Here is a 17790-nt window from a genome sequence, read left to right on the forward strand (position 1 = left end):
CTCCTCACGGTCTCCGGCAGCAAGGGGGAATCCTGGGGAGCCGTTCATGTTCAGCCTGCTGAATCTCCAGAGCCTGTTCGGGCTCGTCGTCATCGTCGCCGCCTGCTGGGCCCTGTCCGAGAACCGGCGCGCCTTTCCGTGGCGGCTGACGCTGGGAGCCGTCGCGGTGCAGGCGGCGCTGGTGATGGCGTTGTTCGCCATTCCCGGCTCGCAGAACGTGCTGGCGGCCATCACCGGGGCGGTGGACGGGCTGAACACGGCGACCCAGAGGGGAACCCAGTTCGTGTTCGGCTATCTGGCCGGGGGCGACCAGCCCTATGCCGTGACCAATGACGGAGCCCTGTTCACCTTCGCCTTCCAGGTCCTGCCGCTGATTCTGGTGATCTCGGCCCTGTCGGCCCTGCTGTGGCACTGGAAGGTGCTGAAGTGGCTCACCCACGGATTCGGCATCCTGTTCCAGCGCACCATGGGCTTGGGCGGGGCCTCGGCGCTGGCGGTGGCGGCCAACATCTTTCTCGGCATGATCGAGAGCCCGATCGTGATCCGGGCCTATCTCGACAAGCTGACCCGGTCCGAGCTGTTCCTGATGATGGTGGTCGGTCTGGCCACGGTCGCCGGGTCCACCATGGTGGCCTATGCGGCGATCCTGTCGCCCGTGATGCAGAACGCCGCGGGCCATGTGCTGGTGGCCTCGATCGTCTCGGCCCCCGCCGGCGTGCTGCTGGCCCGCATCATGATCCCCGAGACCCCGGGCGAGGGCGGGGCGCACGCCGACTACAACTCGGCCCTGAAGTACGACAGCGCCATCGACGCCATCGTCAAGGGCACCGCCGACGGCCTGATGGTGGTGCTGAACATCTCGGCGGTGCTGATCGTGTTCGTGGCCCTGGTGGCCCTGGTCAACGTCATGCTGGGCGGCTTCTGGCTGTTCGGCGATCACGTCACGGTCGAGCGGCTGCTGGGCTGGCTGTTCATGCCGGTGGCCTGGCTGACCGGCGTGGAGTGGTCCGAGGCGGGCAAGGCCGGCTGGCTGCTGGGGGTCAAGCTTACCCTGACCGAGTTCGTGGCCTTCATCGAACTGGGCAAGATACCGGCGGGCGAGATGAGCGAACGCACCCGGATGCTAATGACCTACGCCCTGTGCGGCTTCGCCAACATCGGCTCGGTGGGCATCACCGTGACCGGCCTCAGCGTGCTGATGCCCGAGCGGCGCGAGGAGGTGCTGGGGCTGGTGTGGAAGGGGCTGTTCGCCGGTTTCCTGGCCACCCTGATGACCGCGGCCATTGTGGGGGCGATGCCCGCCGCCATATTCCGCTGACGCCGGAGACCGCACGATGAAGCTCTACACCTCGCACCGCGCCCCCAATCCCCGCCGGGTGCGCTGGGTCATGGCCGAGAAGGGCATCGAGGACGTCGAGCTGGTCGAGATCGACATCATGGTGGGGGAACACAAGACGCCCGAATACCGCACCCGCGTAGGCGTGCCGCATGTGCCGGCGCTGGAGCTGGACGACGGCACGACGATCTCGGAATCCATCGCCATCGGCCGCTATCTGGAGGCCCTGCACCCGGAGCCCAACCTGTTCGGCCGCGACGCCCGCGAGCAGGCGGTGATCGAGATGTGGACGCGCCGGTGCGAGTTCTACCTGGCCAATCCGCTGATGCTGACCGTGCGCCATTCGCACCCGGCCCTTGCGGCGCTGGAGGCGTCCCAGGTCCCGCAGGTGGCCGAGCACAACCGGGCGGGGGCGGAGAAATTCATGAAGTCGCTGGACCGCCGCCTGGCCGAGCACGAGTTCCTGGCGGAGGACCGGTTCACCATCGCCGACATCGTCGGCGTGGTCGGCCTGGATTTCGCGCGGCTGATCAAATACCGGCCGCCGGAGGAGCTGACCCATCTGGCGCGCTGGCTGGAGACCTGCCGCGCGCGGCCGGGGGCGAAGGCGGGGGCCTGACCGGACGATAAAAAACAGTCTCATGAGTCTCATGAGTCTGATCCGTCCCGGGGGAGCGGTCGGCGACTGCAGCTGAATTCGATTGTCAAAGACCGGCCCCCAAGGGGGTTCGGCCAATGAAGCATCCGCCTGCGTCAGTTCTGGTCGCAGATCCCCAACTTCTTGAATCCGTCATCCTCGGACTTGTGCCGAGGATGACGGATGTGGGGGCTATCGAGCAGCCTAGTCCTGATGTTCGATGACATGCCGTCCGCGCACCATGCGGACGAAGGGCAGGGGGCGTGCGGGATGAGCCAGCCGCTCCGACACCTCGTCCAGCACGAAGCGGGTGATGGCGGGCAGATCGACAGCGCGCGCCTCGTCCAGCGGCAGCCAGGCGATCTCGTCGAGTTCGCCCGAGCCGGCGGTCGGCTCCGGATGGAGCAGGGCCTTGGCGTCGGCCATGAAGAAGCGGGCGTCGAAACGGCGTGAGCGGCCGGGAGGGGTGATGGCGCGGGCGACATAGGACAGGGCCGCCAGATCGGGCAGGGCGCCGACCGCCCGGAACTCGCGCCACGGCCCGGCGACCGAGACGACGGGCGCGGGCTCGGCCAGCAGCAGGCCCGTCTCCTCGAAGGTTTCGCGGACGGCGGTCAGGGCGAGGGCGCGCGCGCGGCGGGCCGACATCTCGCGGGTCAGACGGATCGTTTCGGCGTGGGGCAGGTCGTTGGCCGAGGCCGCCGCGAAGTCGGACCGGTCGATGCGGCCGCCGGGGAAGACCCATTTCGCCGCCATGAAGACGTGGCCGGGCGCGCGGCGGCCCATCAGCACCTCGGGCCCGCCCTTGCGGACCCGGGTCAGGATCAGGGTGGCGGCGTCCCTGGGCTTCTGCCGGTCACCGGTGCGCGGGGCGTCGGCGAAGTCCTGCGCGGAGTCGAAGGGCTGGGAATTGGCGGGGGGCATCGGTTGTCTTTAGCATGGGCCGAGGCCTCGCCTACGGGAAGCACGCCATGACCCTGATCGCCGCCGAACCGCAGCTGTTCGTCACCGATATGCAGGCGGCCCTGGACCACTATACGGACGGGCTCGGGTTCCGGATCGCCTTCGCCTGGGGCGAGCCGGTGGTCTACGCCCAGGTCGTGCGCGAGGGCGCGCAGTTGAACCTGCGCCAGGTCGACGGGCCCGTGTTCGCGGAGGCGTTCCGTAAGGCCGAAGGCGATGTCCTGTCGGCCACGGTGACCACGGCCGACGTCGAGGGCCTGTACCGCGAATTCACTGACGCCGGTCTGGCCTTCCATCGGGCCCTCTGCACCGAGCCTTGGGGCGCGCGGACCTTCATCGTCGCCGATCCGGCCGGAAACCTGATCCTCTTCGCCGGTTCCTGATTGCCTTGTCATCCCGGACGCCGCGCAGCGCTGATCCGGGACGCAGACGCCGGTGATCTTGTCATCCCGGGCGGCCCCTCAGGGTCGAACCGGGAGAAAGGCGGCGGCCTTCGCCCGGCTCAGGGCCGGGCGCGAGGTATTGTCCTGTGGGCCGTCCCGGATAGCCGCTGCGCGGCTTCCGGGCTGACAAAAGGACCTAGCGCCGCTTGCCCTTGCGGACGCCCTTCAGCCCGCCCGAGGGGCGGCCGCCCTTGGGGGGCTTGGGACCGCCGGGACGCCCGCCGCCGCGCTTGGGGAAGTCGCCGCCGCCCCGGCCGCGGACGCCCAGACGGGCCGCGGGCGCGTTCGGATCGCGCGGCGCCGGTTCCGACAGCATTTCGAACACCAGACCGCCGGTGATCGGCGTGGCCTCCTTCAGCCTGACCTCGACGGTGCGGCCCAGCGTCCAGCGCTGGCCCGAGCGTTCGCCGATCAGGGCGTGCTGCTTCTCGTCGTGGTGGAAATATTCGCCGCCCAGCGACGACACGGGCACGAGGCCGTCTGCCCCGGTCTCGTGCAGCCGCACGAACAGGCCGAAGCGGGTCACGCCGGTGACGCGGCCGGGGAAGGTCGCCCCCACCCGCTCCTGCAGGAAGGCGGCCATGTAGCGGTCCATGGCGGCGCGCTCGGCGGCCATGGAGCGGCGCTCGGTCATGGTCACCTGTTCGGCGATGGCCGGCAGTTCCGTGACTTCGCGGTCGGTCAGCCCGTCCTTGCCCAGACCCAGGGCGCGGATCAGTCCGCGGTGGACGATCAGGTCGGAATAGCGCCGGATCGGCGAGGTGAAGTGGGCGTAGCGGTCGAGGTTGAGACCGAAGTGGCCGACGTTCTCGGCCGAATAGATGGCCTGCATCTGGCTGCGCAGGACCACTTCATTGACGACCTCGGCGTGGTCGCCGCCGCGCGTCTCGTCCAGCAGCTTGTTGAACCGCTTGGTCGTGGCCGGCTCGCCCTTGGTCCACGTCTTGCCGATGGTCTGGAGGAAGTCGCCGAGGTTGAACAGCTTCTCCTGGCTGGGCGCGTCGTGGACGCGGTACAGCAGGGGCGTCTTCTTCTGCTCCAGCGTCTCGGCGGCGCAGACATTGGCCTGGATCATCATCTCCTCGATCAGCCGGTGGGCCTCGAGACTGACGCGAGGCTCGATCGAGATGATCTGGCCCTGGTCGTTCATGCGGATGCGGCGTTCGGGGCTCTCGATGGCCAGGGGGCTGCGCTTCAGCCGGCCCTTCAGCATCGTCCGGTAGGCGTTCCACAGCGGATAGAGGATGGCCTCCATGATCGGGCCGGTCGCGTCGTCGGTCTGGCCGTCGATGGCCGCCTGGGCCTGTTCGTAGGACAGCTTGGCCTGCGACCGCATCAGGCCGCGGACGAATTTGTGCCCGGTCTTCCGGCCGTCCCTGTCGAAGACCATGCGCACGGCCATGCAGGCGCGGTTCTCGCCTTCCTTGAGGCTGCACAGGCCGTTGGACAGGCGTTCGGGCAGCATCGGCTCGACGCGGTCGGGGAAGTAGGTGGAGTTGCCCTTGTCGCGCGCCTCGCGGTCGAGATTGGTGTTGGGGCGGACGTAGGCGGCGACGTCGGCGATGGCGACCCAGACGACCCAGCCGTCGGGGTTCTTCGGGTCGTCGTCGCGCATGGCGTAGACGGCGTCGTCGTGGTCGCGGGCGTCGGCGGGGTCGATGGTGATCAGCGGCAGGTCGCGCAGGTCCTCGCGGCCCTTCAGCGACGGAAGCTCCTGATCCTCGGCCTCCTTCTCGACAGCCTCGGAGAAGCCCATCGGCACATTGTGGGCGGCGATGGCGATCAGGGAGGCGGCGCGGGCGTCGCCTTCGTGGCCGATCTTCTCGAGGATCTTGCCGCGCTTGGGACCATAGCGCTGGTCGCCCTTTTCTATGGCGGCCAGAACCAGATCGCCGTCGCGAAGGCCCTCGGCCTGGGCGTGGGGGACCAGCAGGACGTCCTTGGAGCGGCGGTCGACGGGTTCGACCCGGACCTCCTTGTTGGACTTGCGGATGACGCCGAGCACCTTGTTGGCGCCGGCGTCGAGGGTCTTGATCAGCCGGGCTTCCCAGCCGTCCTCGCCGCGGGCGAATTTGACCAGGACGCGGTCGCCCATCCCGGGCGCGGGTCCGGGCTTGTCGTTGTCGGGGACCAGCAGGGCGCGCGGGGCGTCGGCCGAGGCCTCGACCAGACGGACGTAGAGTTCGCCGTCCATGTCGCGCTCGACCACATCGGCGACGCCGACGGCGGGCAGGGCGCCGACCTCGGAGAAGCCCTTGCGGCCGCGCTTGCCCAGCTTGCCGGCCTCTTCGAGGGCGCGGATCATTTCGCGCAGGGCGCGGCGTTCGCCGCCCTTGAGGCCGAAGTGGCGGGCGATATCGGTTTTCTCGGCTGATCCGGCTTCGCGGAGGAAGGCGATCAGCGTGTCTTCGTCGGGGAGTCCGGCGACGGGCCGGCGGGGTGATTTGCTCATTTGTATCCTTGATAACGCACGACCGGCCTCTTCGGAGGCGAAATCTTGCGTCGCTTGTGATGGAAAGAGGCTGCGCCTAGCTTCCGGCGCGAACCTTCCGGAGTGTTTGAATGTCGTTGGCCGCCACCCCTGTCCTGTCCGGTCCGACCGGCTCCCTGCTGGACCTGATCGGCAAGACGCCGATGGTGGAGGTGACGAAGATCGACACCGGGCCGTGCCGCCTGTTCCTCAAGCTGGAGGCCCAGAACCCGGGCGGGTCGATCAAGGACCGCATCGCCCTGTCGATGATCGCGGCGGCCGAGGCGGAGGGGTTTCTGAAGCCCGGCGGCACCATCGTCGAGGCGACGGCCGGCAACACGGGGCTGGCGCTGACGCTGGTGGGTCAGGCCAAGGGCTATAAGGTGCTGCTGGTCATCCCGGACAAGATGTCCAAGGAAAAGATCCAGCATCTCAGGGCCATGGGCGCCGATGTTCGGCTGACGCGTTCGGACGTGCCGCACGGGCATCCGGAATATTACACCGACATGGCCGAGCGGCTGGCGCAGCAGATTCCGGGCGGCTTCTACGTCAACCAGTTCGCCAACGACGCCAACTCCCTGGCCCATTTCCAGACCACGGGTCCGGAGATCTGGGAACAGATGGGCGGCGACATCGACGCCTTCGTGGCCGGCATCGGCTCGGGCGGCACCATCACCGGCATCGCCCAGTATCTGAAGAGCGTGGGATCGAAGGCCGAGATCATCCTGGCCGATCCGGTCGGCTCGACCCTGGCGGGGATCGTCAACGAGGGCGTTCCCGGGCCGGAGGGCAGCTACACCGTCGAGGGCATCGGCCAGAATTTCGTGCCCGACACCGCGAAGATGGAACTGATCGACAGGGCCTATTCGATCCCCGACGCCGAGGCGATCGCGACGGTGCGCGAACTGCTGCTCAAGGAAGGCGTCCTGGCCGGCTCGTCATCGGGAACGCTGATCGCCGCCGCCCTGCGCTGGTGCCGCGAACAGACCGAACCGAAGCGGGTCGTGACCTTCGTCTGCGACACCGGCGCCAAATACCTGTCCAAGGTCTACAACGACGCCTGGCTGGCCGATCAGGGACTGGGCGACCAGCCGCTGCATGGCGACCTGTCGGACCTGATCTCGCGCAAATACGAGAAGGGCGACGTGGTGGTGGCGGGGCCGGACGATACGCTGGACACCGCCTTCAAGCGGATGCGGGGCGCCGACGTGTCCCAGCTGCCGATCATTCAGGACGGCCGGCTGGTGGGCATCCTGGACGAGAGCGACATCGTCCATGTGATGAACACCGACGAGATCACGCGGCAGGAGCGTTTCAAAAAGCCGGTCGGCGCGGTGATGACGCGGGACCTCGACACCGTTCAGGTCGGCGAAAGCCTGGACGCCCTGATCCCGCTGTTCGACCGCGATCGCGTGGCGATCGTGCTGGACGGCGAGAAATTCGTGGGCCTGATCACCCGGACCGACCTGATCAATCACCTGAGCCTGAACCGCTAGGTCGCTGCGCCAGGCTGGGGCGCTGTGGCGTCGGGGTGTTCATGGTGTGGCGAATTCGTGGCGAATCGTCTGGACGGCGGCGAATTTGTAGGCCTGACTGAGGGCTGGACCTCTTTTCCAGTCGAGACGATCGATGACCCGCTTGCCGACCCTTGGCCTCGCCGCCGCCAGCCTGTTCTTGCTGGCGGCGCCCGCCTCCGCCCATACCCCTCCGCAAGCCGCACCCGCGGCGCCCTCCGCGACGGGGTGCCCGGACGATGTGCGCCAGAATGCGACGCGCGAGCTGATCGAGTTCACCAGCGACGGCCACGCCATCCACGCCCTCATCTACAAGCCGCGCTACCACAACGGAGCCGCCGTCGTGCTGCTGCCCGGCGCACTGGGGTTTGGCGGAGACGCCCAGCGCTTTGACCCTCACGCCATCCAGCTGGCGTCGCGCGGCTATGTCGTGCTGGTCGCGAACTATTTTGACGCCCGCCCCTTCCGTGCGCGACGGACGGGCGTGGACATGGTCGCCTGGGCCCGGGTCGGGGCGGATGCGGTGCGCTTCGTCGGCGCCCAGCCGAACGTCGATCCGCAGCGGGTCGCGTTGTGGGGCTATTCCTACGGCGGCTTCCTGGCCACCGACGGCTCGGTGGTTCCGGACGCCCCCGCAGCCCTCGCCATCGGTCTGGAAACTGGCACGGACATCTGGAGCGAGCCCTCGCGCGGGCGACGCGAAATGCCGGTGCTGTTGATCCACGGGCGCGCCGATACGGCGGTCAGCCCCAGCTCGATGCGCAGCCTGGCCGCCAATCTCCGCCTGCGAGGCGCGACCGTCGACGTTCAGATGCTGGACTCGCGCGATCACGAGCTGAATCCCGCAGCCTGGTGCGAGGCGTTCCGCCTGACGCGGGGCTTCCTGGACGCCAACCTGCTGGTCGAGGGCGCTCCGCCGGTCCCGACGACGCCCGCCGGGTGAGCCGCCGATGCGCCGCCGCACCGGCCTGACCCCGCTCGCGGCGGCCGTGGCCACGGTCCTTGGGCTCGCGGGCGAGCCGGCCGCCATGGCGCAGGCTCCGCAAGCCGCGCCGCGCGTCGGCGTTCCCGGTTGCGCGGACGACGTGGCGGTGCGGGCGTCGCGCGAACTGATCACCTTCCGGAGCCGGGGCCGCCCGGTGCGGGCCCACCTCTACACCCCGCGCGGCGAGGTCAACGGAGCGGGGGTCGTGATGCTGCACGGCGGCACGGGGTTCGAGATGAACGCCATCCTGTTCGACGCCCACGCCATCCAGCTCGCCTCGCGCGGCTACCGCGTCATCCTGCCGGCCTATTTCGACGCTTCGAGGCCCGACCCGCGCCGGCGCACGGTCAACGCCCGGGCCTGGCGCGACGCGGCGCTGGACGCGGCCCGCCGTCTGGCCGCCGAGCCCGGGGTCTCTCCCGACCAGGTGGTCCTGTGGGGATACTCTCGCGGTGCGGGCGTCGCGGTCGATGCGGCCGCCGCGTCAGAGGGAGGCGTCCGTTCCGCGGTGATCGTGGCCGGGGGCGGAGGGGTCGACGAGACGCTGGAAGGCCGCGACCTGTCGTTTCTCCTGCTTCACGCCCGGCGGGACGAGGCCGTGCCCGTCCGCGCGACCCTGGAACTGGCCGACAGCCTTCGCGCGGCCGGCGCCGCGGTCGAGGTTCAGGCGCTCGACTTCGACGGGCATCAGTATGACCTGCCCACCTGGTGCTCGGTCATGGCGCTGACGCGGACCTTCGTCGAGGCCCGGCGCGAGCGGTCCGCGCCGCGTCCCGGCGCTCCGACGGGTTGAACTGTCGGCCCGTCCCGGCCATCTGTTCATGCCGCCTGAAACGGGCGGAAACTTCCCCCGCCGCCGGCCTTCCACACCCAGCACATCCGCCGCCCCGCCCAAGGACAGACCATGACCAAGCTGAAGAACAGCCAGGGGTTCTCGACCCGCGCCATCCACGCCGGCCAGCGGCCCGACCCGACGACGGGCGCGGTGATGACGCCGATCTACGCCACCTCGACCTACGCCCAGGAAAGCCCGGGCGTGAACAAGGGCTATGAATACGCCCGCGGCAAGAACCCGACACGCGAGGCGTTCGAGGCCTGTCTGGCCGATCTGGAGGGCGGGACGCACGGCTTCGGCTTCGCCAGCGGCATGGCGGCGACCTCGACGGCGCTGGAGCTGCTGGACGCCGGCTCGCACATCGTCACCGGCGACGACCTGTACGGCGGCTCGTGGCGGCTGTTCGAGCGGGTGCGGCGCCGGTCGATGGGGCTGGACTTCGCCTATGTCGACCTCAGCGATCTGGCGAAGGTCGAGGCGGCGATCACGCCGAAGACCAGGCTGATCTGGGCCGAGACCCCGACCAATCCGTTGATGAAGCTGGCCGACATCGAAGGCCTGTCCCGGATCGCCAGGGCGCACGGCCTGCTGCTGATCGTCGACAACACCTTCGCCACGCCGTGGAGCCAGCAGCCGCTGAAGCTGGGCGCCGACGTGGTCATGCATTCGGCGACCAAATATCTGAACGGCCACTCCGACATCATCGGCGGCGCGCTGGTGACGGCCAACCCCGACCTGGCGAAGGAGATCAAATTCCTCCAGAATTCGATCGGCGGGGTGATGGGGCCGTTCGACGCCTTCCTGGCCAACCGGGGCCTCAAGACGCTCGGCCTGCGCATGAAGGCGCACAACGAGAACGCCATGGCCGTGGCGCGCTGGCTGGAAGACCGGAAAGGGGTGGCGAAGGTCATCTATCCCGGGCTGATCAGCCACCCGCAGCACGCCCTGGCGTCACGCCAGATGAACGGCCAGTACGGCGGCATGGTCACGGTCCTGATCGACGGCGATCTGGAGCGGACCAGGCGGGTGCTGGAGCGGGTTCAGGTCTTCACCCTGGCGGAGTCTCTGGGCGGCGTCGAAAGCCTGGTCAACCACCCGGCCATCATGACCCACGCCTCGGTGCCGAAGGAGGTCCGCGAGGCGGGCGGCGTGACCGACAACCTGATCCGGCTGTCTGTCGGCGTGGAGGAGGTCGAGGATCTGATCGCGGACCTGGATCAGGCGCTGGGCTGATCGAGGGCCAGGCCCTGCGGCGTCATCCCGGGGTCAAGCCCGAGGATGACGGAGAGGGAGTGCGTCGGCTCAGGCGGCCTTGGAGTCGGGCAGGGCGGTCTGGTGGCCGGTGGCGGGGACGACCTTCTTCTTGGCCGGGGCGCGGGGCTTCTTCACGGCGGTCGTCTTGTCGGCGGCGCGGCGGGCCACTTCGGCGTCGATCAGGGGAATGACGTCGGCGGCCGAGGCGATCTGGGTGGGCGAGGCGGTGGTCGAGGCGGACAGGCGCAGGGCGTTCAGGCGCAGGGCCTTCAGGTCCGGGTCGCTCATGGTCGGGATCATGTCGGCAAGCGGGGTCATCGAAGTCTCCTGGGGTTGAAAAGCAGTCGGGCCGGCGCCTGTTCGGCAGCCGGCCCTTCCGTCAGCCGGGGATTACCCCCGGCAGGGTCGCTTGTCGGAAACTATTCGGCAGCCTTGAGGCGACCGGCCGATTCCTTGCCCGAACGCGAATCGCGTTCGACTTCGTAGGAAATCTTCTGATTTTCGTTGAGCGTGCCCAGGTCGGACGTTTCAACGGCCGAGGCGTGGACGAAAACGTCCTTGCCGCCGTCATCGGGGGCGATGAAGCCATAGCCCTTGGTGGAGTTGTACCATTTTACAGTGCCGGTAGCCATTTTGAGACCTCCGTTAGGCGTTGACCGCCGGAAGAGGTTCCGGATCGGCCTGTCGGGTCTGAATGGGATCGGCTTTGGACCTCGGTGCGCGATGCAAAGGGGCAGCAGCGTTTCGCAAGAGATCGACGTAGCCCCAAATGGGCCCTTTCCCTTCGAATAGCAAGCTCGATGATTCCGGACGGAGGGGGCGGAGCCCGACAGTGCAGGCTCCGCCGGGCTTTCGTCAGTCGGGCATGGAGACGGTGTCGGTGACGTGAATGACGCCGTTCGACTGGAAGACGTCGGCCTGGGTCACGGTGGCGACGCCGCCCTTTTCGTCGGTCAGGATCACGGAGTCTCCCCGCAGGGAGGCCGTGAGCACGCCGCCCTCGACGGTGGTCAGCGCCGCGCGACCGCCGCCGGTCCGGATACGGCCGATCAGGTCTGACGCGCTGACCCGTCCCGACACGACATGGTAGGTCAGGATCTTGGTCAGGGTCGCCTTGTTGGCCGGCTGGACCAGGCTGTCGACCGCACCGGCCGGGAGTTTGGCGAAGGCGGCGTTGGTCGGGGCGAAGACCGTGAAGGGGCCGGATCCTGACAGGGTCGGCACAAGACCGGCCGCGGTCACGGCGGCCACAAGGGTGGTGTGGTCGCGCGAGTTGACGGCGTTCTCGACGATGGTCCGGTTCGGATACATGGCGGCGCCGCCGACCATGACGGCGGCATTTGCGTCAGCGCCGGCGTCCATCGAGCCCATGCCATCCATGGAGGAACAGCCGGCGGCTGTGAGTGCGCCGGCAGCGAGGGCGGCCATGAGCAGGGTGCGGGTAGGGGTCAGTGTCATCTGCGTCTCTCCTGAGCGGCCGTCTATACGGCTCGGCGGAGAGACGGCGACCGGAGCGAGACGGATGCCGTATGACGACGATCTGCGGCGTCTGGCCACGCCCCGCAACCGGAAAGCGGGGTCGGACGTTGCAAGCCCCCAAAACGAAACGGCGGCGAAGGCTCCCGCCCTCGCCGCCGTCGAAATCATGCATCGGCCAAGGCCGACGCGGGACCTCAGCCTTCGGTCTTCAGCTGACCAGCCGATTCCTTGCCCGAACGCTTGTCGCGCTCGATTTCGTAGGAAACCTTCTGGTTTTCATCCAGGCCGCGCAGGCCCGCCTGCTCGACGGCCGAGATGTGGACGAAGACGTCCTTGCCGCCGTCGTCAGGCTGGATGAAGCCGTAGCCCTTGGTGGAGTTGAACCATTTAACAGTGCCGGTAGCCATTTTCAGGACCTCCGCTAGCGTTGACCTCAGGGAAGAGCCCCTGGAGCCTGTCGGGTCTGAAAGGAGCGGCTAGACCTCAGTGCGAAAGCAGAGGGTGGCGTTTCGCAGAGAGCTCGACAAAACGCTTTTGACCTGTCGGCGCGGCAAAATCAAGTCGTGGGCTACTCAGCCGCCTCGCCCTCGGGGGCGGGGACGTAGTGCTCCTGGCACAGCTTGCGCAGCGCGGCCGTCAGGGTGGGACCGTACAGCGAGTCCTGGATGCGCTCGAACCCTTCGGCCTGAAGCGCGGTCTTGATCTCGCCGACGGTGCGGCAGCCCCCGCCGCGCGCCAGTTCATAGGCGCGCTCGAGGGTCGTGGGACGATGGTTGCTCATTGCTCCTAGATAGGAGCTTCGCCGCAAAAAGCGAGGTTTCAGAAAGCGATGCTGATCCCGGCGACCAGGGCGTCCGCATACTGCTCGCCCGGGACGTCGGCGTCGGTCGCGTGATAACGGACCTCGGCCTCCAGATTGTCGGTCAGGGCGTAGGTGAAACCGGCGTTCCAGCCGGTGTAGTCGATGCTGTTGTCCTGCTCGCGGCGGCCGATGGAGGCGGTGGCTTCGAGTTTCTCGGTGAACTCCCAGCCGAGGCGGGCCTCGTACCAGGTCCACGCGCGCGTGCCGCCCGTTCCGTCGGGCGAGTGCTGCAGGCGAAGGCGGCCGCTGGCCGGGCCGATGGAGCGTTTGACGTCGGCCGTGAACTCCCAGGCGTTGTCGTCCGCGCCCGGATTGGCGTCGATCTGCTGCTTGTATGTGGCGTTCAGGTCCAGATCGAAGCCGGCCAGTTCCGGGGTGAAGCCGGCGCCGATTTCCGTTTCCAGCTCCGAGCCGGTCGAGCTCTTGATCGTCTCGGCGCCCACGCCGGCGTAAAACAGACCCGAGGCGCTCTCCCACTCCGCCTGACCCCAGACATAGGCCTCGCCATTCGACTTGGAGGCGTCCTTGGAGCGGTTGTCGGTCGCGGCGCCGAAGGCGAAGGACCAGCTTCCGGCGGCCGGCGCGGCCTCCTGGGCGGCGGCGGAACCGGCGAAGGCGAGCAGGGCGGTCGCCGTGGCGGCGGTCGTCAGGGTGCGGAGCATGTGAGTCGGCCTCGTTGAACGAGGCGGGGTCTAGAGACGCTTCTTGTCGAATTTGTCACAAGCTTGCGAAAATTCGTCCGCGAGCCGAGCGACAAGCTGCGCCGTGGGCAGAATGTCATGCACCGCGCCGGCGCCCTGGCCGGCCGACCAGACCGTCTTCCAGGCCTTCGCCTCCTCGCCCATGTCGAGCTTGTGCTCGGGCAGGGATTTCGGATCGATGCCGTTGGCGACCAGCGACGGGGTCAGGAAATTGGCGGGGATGCCCGAGACGGCGGGGGTGTAGGTGATGTCGCTGGCCCCCGCATCGACGATCATCTCCTTGTACTCGCCCTGGGCGCCGCTCTCGGTCGTGGCGATGAAGCGGGTGCCCATATAGGCGAAGTCGGCGCCCATCATCAGGGCGGCGGCGACGTCGGAGCCGGTCGACAGGCAGCCGGACAGGATGATGGTCCCGTCGAAGAAGGAGCGGACCTCGTCGACCAGGGCGAAGGGATTGACCACGCCGGCGTGGCCGCCCGCGCCGTTGGCCACCAGGATCAGGCCGTCGACGCCCGCCTGGGCCGCCTTGCGGGCGTGGCGGATGTTGGCGATGTCGTGGAAGACCACGCCGCCGTAGCCGTGCACCGCCTCGACCACGTCGCGCACGGCCCCCAGGGAGGTGATGACCAGCGGAACCTGTTCCTCGACCGTCACCATCATGTCGGCCATCAGCCGGGGATTGGTCGGGTGGACGATGTGGTTGACGCCGAAGGCGGCGGCGTCGGGCTTCAGCCGGCCCTTGATCTCGTGGATCCAGTCCCGATAGCCCTCGGTGGTGCGCTGGTTCAGCGAGGGGAAGGTGCCGATCACCCCGGCGTTGCAGGCCTCGACCACCAGATCCGGTCCGGAGACCAGGAACATGGGCGCGGCGATGACCGGCAGTTTCAGGCCCTTTTTCAGCGAAGCCGGAATGGCCATGGTGTTTTCCCAGTTGTCTTTGGCTACGGATAGCGGGCTGTCGCGGGGGAAGGCAAACTTTGTTCCGCCGTCATCCTCGGGCTTGACCCGAGGATCGGAGGCGGGGCCAGCCGGTAGACTGACAGTCGGCATCGTGCGCCGGAACGTCCGATCCTCGGGTCAAGCCCGAGGATGACGGGATCGGGGGAACCCGCTACATCCCCGCCATGACCACCGACACCTCAGGCCTGCACCAGCTCGGCCAACACACCGTCCAGCCGACGAGCCCGGAAACGGCCGAGCTGGAGCGGGTGCCTAACCCCCACGCGGACACCCTGTATCTGACCCGCTTCACCGCGCCGGAGTTCACCAGCCTGTGCCCGGTGACCGGCCAGCCGGACTTCGCCCACATCGTCATCGACTATGCGCCGGGCGACTGGCTGGTCGAGTCGAAGTCGCTGAAACTGTACCTGACCAGTTTCCGCAACCACGGCGCCTTCCACGAGGACTGCACCGTCGCCATCGGAAAGAAGATCGCCGACCTGCTGCAGCCGAAATGGCTGAGGATCGGCGGCTACTGGTATCCGCGCGGCGGCATCCCGATCGACGTCTTCTGGCAGACGGGGGCCGCGCCGGCGGGGCTGTGGCTGCCGGACCAGGGCGTGCCGACCTATCGCGGGCGGGGGTGAATTCGCCCGACCGCGCGAAATGCTCACATTCCGCTCATGCCTGAACGGGCGGATGCGGTCAGGGTGACCTCATGACCGATTCCTCCCGCCTTCCACTCGAAACCTGGGGCCGTCACTGGCTGGGCCGTCTCCAGACCCGGGCCGACCGGCGGGCGTGGAGCCGCTACGGCTTCGAGTTCCTGATGTTTGGCATCAAGCAGGGCTGGGCCTGTCTGTTCGGCGGGGCGATGCTGGCCCTGCTGCTGGCGACACATCTGTGGTGGCCGGATCAGGCGGCGGTCAGCCGCTACGACTTCCTCGTGGTGGGGGCGCTGGCCATCCAGGCGGCCATGCTGGCGCTGAAGCTGGAGAGCTGGGAGGAGGCGAGGGTCATCTTCGTCTTCCATGTGGTCGGCACCATCATGGAGCTGTTCAAGACCCAGGCCGGGTCGTGGATCTATCCCGAGGACAGCATCCTGCGCATCGGCATGGTGCCGCTGTTCTCGGGCTTCATGTATGCGGCCGTGGGCAGCTACATCGCCCGCATCCAGCGCATCTTCGACATCAAATTCCGCCACTACCCGCCGCTGTGGACGACCTGGGTGCTGGCGGCGGCGATCTACGTCAACTTCTTCGCCCACCACTGGCTGCCGGACATTCGCCTCGGCCTGTTCGCCCTGACGGCGGTGCTGTTCGGGCGCGGCTGGTTCTATTTCACCCCGGACCGGACGCGGCGGGCCATGCCCTTCCTGCTGGGATTCTTCCTGGTCGCGACCTTCATCTGGCTGGCCGAGAACATCGCCACCTTCGCCAACGCCTGGGTCTATCCGTCCCAGAGCGACGGCTGGCATCCGGTGTCGCTGGCCAAGCTGGGCAGCTGGTTCCTGCTGATGATGATCAGCGTGGTGCTGGTGTCGCTGGTGCACCGGCCGGAGGAGGAGGTTCTGCCTTCAGACCGTCATCCTCGGGCTTGACCCGAGGATCGGAGGTTGGGAGGGCTGGACGCAAAGGGTTCTGACACCCTGCGACCGCCGGGCCTGATCCTCGGGTCAAGCCCGAGGATGACGGAGTAAAAGGGAACCATGACCACAACCACCACCGACGTCGTCATCCTGGGCGGGGGCCACAACGGGCTGGTGTGCGCCTTCTATCTGGCGAAGGCGGGGCTGAAGGTCACGGTGCTGGAGCGCCGCCATGTGGTCGGCGGGGCCGCGGTGACCGAGGAATTCCATCCCGGCTTCCGCAACTCGACCGCCAGCTACACCGTCAGCCTGCTGAACCCGAAGATCATCGCCGATCTGGAGCTGGCGCGGCACGGCCTGCGGGTGGTCGAGCGCAAGGTGTCCAACTTCCTGCCCTTCGATGACGGCCGCCGTTTCCTGGCCGGCGAGGGGCGGACGCAGGCGGAGTTGGCGAAATTCTCGACCCGCGATGCGGAGCGGCTGCCCGACTATGAGGCGCGGCTGGAGGTCGTGGCGTCTGTCTTGCGCGACTGGATTCTGAAGGCGCCGCCCAACATGGTCGAGGCCGGCTGGATGGCCATGCTGCCGGAACTGCTGAAGGGCGTGTCGCTGGGCAAACAGGCGGCGGGGCTGGATGTCACCGGGCGGCGCGACCTGCTGGACCTGTTCGCCAAGTCGGCGGGCGACTGGCTGGACGGCTGGTTCGAGAGCGATCCGATCAAGGCCCTGTTCGGCTTCGACAGCGTCGTCGGAAACTACGCCAGTCCGTACACGCCGGGATCGGCCTATGTGCTGCTGCACCACGTGTTCGGCGAGGTGAACGGGCGCAAGGGCGTCTGGGGCCATGCCATCGGCGGCATGGGCGCCATCACCCAGGCCATGGCCGCCGCCTGCGCCGAGGTCGGGGTCGACGTACGGCTGGACACGCCGATCGCCTCGGTCCTGACCGAGAAGGGCCGGGCCGTCGGGGCGGTGACCGAGGCCGGCGACGTGGTCCGGGCGCGGGCCGTGGTGTCCAACCTGCATCCGCGCCTTCTGTTCGAGCGCTTCGTGGACGACGCCGTCGTTCCGGCCGACTTCCGCGAGCGGATCGGCGCCTACCAGTCGGGTTCGGGCACCTTCCGCATGAATGTGGCCCTGTCGGAGTTGCCGAACTTCACCGCCCTGCCGGGACAGGGCGACCATCTGACCGCCGGCATCATCATCGCCCCGAGCCTGTCCTATATGGACCGGGCCCATGCCGAGGCGCGTCTGAACGGCTGGTCGTCGAAGCCGATCGTGGAGATGCTGATCCCCTCGACCCTGGACGACACGCTCGCGCCGCCGGGACAGCATGTCGCCAGCCTTTTCTGCCAGCATGTCGATCCGACGCTCGGCGACGAACATCGCGACACCGTGGCGGACCTCATGATCGAGACGGTCGAGGCCCATGCGCCGGGGTTCAAGGCGTCGGTGGTCGGCCGGCTGGCGCTGGGGCCGCGCGATCTGGAGCGGCGCTTCGGCCTGGTCGGCGGCGACATCTTCCATGGCCGGCTGTCGCTGGACCAGCTGTTCAGCGCCCGCCCGGTGCTGGGCCACGCCGACCACCGCATGCCGGTTCCCGGCCTGTACCTGTGCGGATCCGGCGCCCATCCGGGCGGCGGCGTCACCGGCGCGCCGGGTCACAATGCGGCGCGGGCGGTGCTGAAGGACCTGGGGGGTAGGTTCCAGGGGCCAGGGGCCAGGGGCCAGGGGCTAGGGGCCAGGGTGGGGCTGGGCCTTCCCTAAAACCTGGAACCTGGAAC

At 68.2% G+C, this 17790-nt stretch carries 19 protein-coding genes; 10 read left to right on the top strand and 9 right to left on the bottom strand.

Annotated features, from left to right (window positions below; genetic code table 11):
• Positions 1-46: 46 nt before the first annotated feature.
• On the top strand, positions 47-1318 hold the full coding sequence (locus ASD59_RS04400) for a NupC/NupG family nucleoside CNT transporter (protein WP_055828854.1): 1272 nt from the start codon (positions 47-49) through the stop codon (positions 1316-1318).
• A 16-nt stretch (positions 1319-1334) separates the two neighbouring features.
• Positions 1335-1955, top strand: a complete 621-nt coding sequence (locus tag ASD59_RS04405; RefSeq protein WP_055828857.1) for a glutathione S-transferase family protein — start codon at positions 1335-1337, stop codon at positions 1953-1955.
• A gap of 222 nt (positions 1956-2177) precedes the next feature.
• On the opposite strand, the gene ASD59_RS04410 is transcribed toward ASD59_RS04405, so the two are convergent.
• The gene (locus ASD59_RS04410) at positions 2178-2897 is read right to left on the bottom strand and encodes an NUDIX hydrolase (RefSeq protein WP_055828860.1); all 720 of its coding nucleotides are present in this window, start codon (positions 2895-2897) and stop codon (positions 2178-2180) included.
• 47 nt (positions 2898-2944) lie between these two features.
• Here ASD59_RS04410 and ASD59_RS04415 point away from each other — a divergent pair, with 47 nt between their 5' ends.
• On the top strand, positions 2945-3319 hold the full coding sequence (locus ASD59_RS04415) for a VOC family protein (protein WP_055828863.1): 375 nt from the start codon (positions 2945-2947) through the stop codon (positions 3317-3319).
• A 196-nt stretch (positions 3320-3515) separates the two neighbouring features.
• Here the strand turns inward: ASD59_RS04415 and rnr are convergent, their stop codons facing one another.
• On the bottom strand, positions 3516-5831 hold the full coding sequence (gene rnr / locus ASD59_RS04420; protein ID WP_055828865.1) for a ribonuclease R: 2316 nt from the start codon (positions 5829-5831) through the stop codon (positions 3516-3518).
• Positions 5832-5941: 110 nt separating this feature from the next.
• Here rnr and ASD59_RS04425 point away from each other — a divergent pair, with 110 nt between their 5' ends.
• From ASD59_RS04425 to ASD59_RS04440, 4 genes are all read left to right on the top strand, one after another.
• Complete coding sequence (locus ASD59_RS04425) at positions 5942-7345, top strand: pyridoxal-phosphate dependent enzyme (RefSeq protein ID WP_055828868.1); 1404 nt, start codon at positions 5942-5944, stop codon at positions 7343-7345.
• Between the two features lie 133 nt (positions 7346-7478).
• Positions 7479-8306, top strand: coding sequence for an alpha/beta hydrolase family protein (locus ASD59_RS04430; protein ID WP_055828871.1), 828 nt, complete (start codon positions 7479-7481; stop codon positions 8304-8306).
• A 7-nt stretch (positions 8307-8313) separates the two neighbouring features.
• A complete protein-coding gene (locus ASD59_RS04435) occupies positions 8314-9141 on the top strand; it encodes an alpha/beta hydrolase family protein (RefSeq protein ID WP_055828875.1) in 828 nt (275 codons plus the stop codon).
• Positions 9142-9252: 111 nt separating this feature from the next.
• On the top strand, positions 9253-10416 hold the full coding sequence (locus ASD59_RS04440; protein ID WP_055828878.1) for a cystathionine gamma-synthase: 1164 nt from the start codon (positions 9253-9255) through the stop codon (positions 10414-10416).
• Between the two features lie 69 nt (positions 10417-10485).
• Here the strand turns inward: ASD59_RS04440 and ASD59_RS04445 are convergent, their stop codons facing one another.
• The 7 genes from ASD59_RS04445 to ASD59_RS04475 all read right to left on the bottom strand — a co-directional run bounded on the left by ASD59_RS04445 (position 10486) and on the right by ASD59_RS04475 (position 14397).
• Positions 10486-10755 carry a hypothetical protein gene (locus ASD59_RS04445; protein WP_055828881.1) on the bottom strand — a complete coding sequence of 90 codons (270 nt, stop codon included), beginning with the start codon at positions 10753-10755 and terminating at the stop codon, positions 10486-10488.
• Between the two features lie 101 nt (positions 10756-10856).
• Positions 10857-11069, bottom strand: coding sequence for a cold-shock protein (locus ASD59_RS04450; RefSeq protein WP_055828885.1), 213 nt, complete (start codon positions 11067-11069; stop codon positions 10857-10859).
• Between the two features lie 223 nt (positions 11070-11292).
• Positions 11293-11895, bottom strand: coding sequence for a fasciclin domain-containing protein (locus ASD59_RS04455; RefSeq protein ID WP_082560038.1), 603 nt, complete (start codon positions 11893-11895; stop codon positions 11293-11295).
• Positions 11896-12110: 215 nt separating this feature from the next.
• Positions 12111-12323: a cold-shock protein gene (locus ASD59_RS04460; protein WP_055828888.1), complete on the bottom strand. Its 213-nt coding sequence runs from the start codon at positions 12321-12323 to the stop codon at positions 12111-12113.
• A gap of 161 nt (positions 12324-12484) precedes the next feature.
• A complete protein-coding gene (locus ASD59_RS04465) occupies positions 12485-12697 on the bottom strand; it encodes a hypothetical protein (RefSeq protein ID WP_055828893.1) in 213 nt (70 codons plus the stop codon).
• Between the two features lie 38 nt (positions 12698-12735).
• Positions 12736-13440, bottom strand: coding sequence for a TorF family putative porin (locus tag ASD59_RS04470; protein ID WP_055828896.1), 705 nt, complete (start codon positions 13438-13440; stop codon positions 12736-12738).
• 30 nt (positions 13441-13470) lie between these two features.
• Positions 13471-14397 carry an NAD(P)H-dependent flavin oxidoreductase gene (locus ASD59_RS04475; protein ID WP_055828898.1) on the bottom strand — a complete coding sequence of 309 codons (927 nt, stop codon included), beginning with the start codon at positions 14395-14397 and terminating at the stop codon, positions 13471-13473.
• Positions 14398-14603: 206 nt separating this feature from the next.
• On the opposite strand from ASD59_RS04475, the gene queF reads away from it, so the two are divergent.
• The 3 genes from queF to ASD59_RS04490 all read left to right on the top strand — a co-directional run bounded on the left by queF (position 14604) and on the right by ASD59_RS04490 (position 17773).
• Positions 14604-15065 (top strand): preQ(1) synthase, encoded by a 462-nt coding sequence (gene queF, locus ASD59_RS04480; RefSeq protein ID WP_055828901.1) that lies wholly within the window; start codon positions 14604-14606, stop codon positions 15063-15065.
• Between the two features lie 71 nt (positions 15066-15136).
• Positions 15137-16018, top strand: a complete 882-nt coding sequence (locus ASD59_RS04485; RefSeq protein ID WP_082560039.1) for a DUF817 domain-containing protein — start codon at positions 15137-15139, stop codon at positions 16016-16018.
• A 108-nt stretch (positions 16019-16126) separates the two neighbouring features.
• Positions 16127-17773: a phytoene desaturase family protein gene (locus tag ASD59_RS04490; RefSeq protein ID WP_055828904.1), complete on the top strand. Its 1647-nt coding sequence runs from the start codon at positions 16127-16129 to the stop codon at positions 17771-17773.
• Positions 17774-17790: the final 17 nt, after the last annotated feature.

The sequence above is a fragment of the Brevundimonas sp. Root608 genome, assembly GCF_001427825.1.
GTDB lineage: Bacteria > Pseudomonadota > Alphaproteobacteria > Caulobacterales > Caulobacteraceae > Brevundimonas.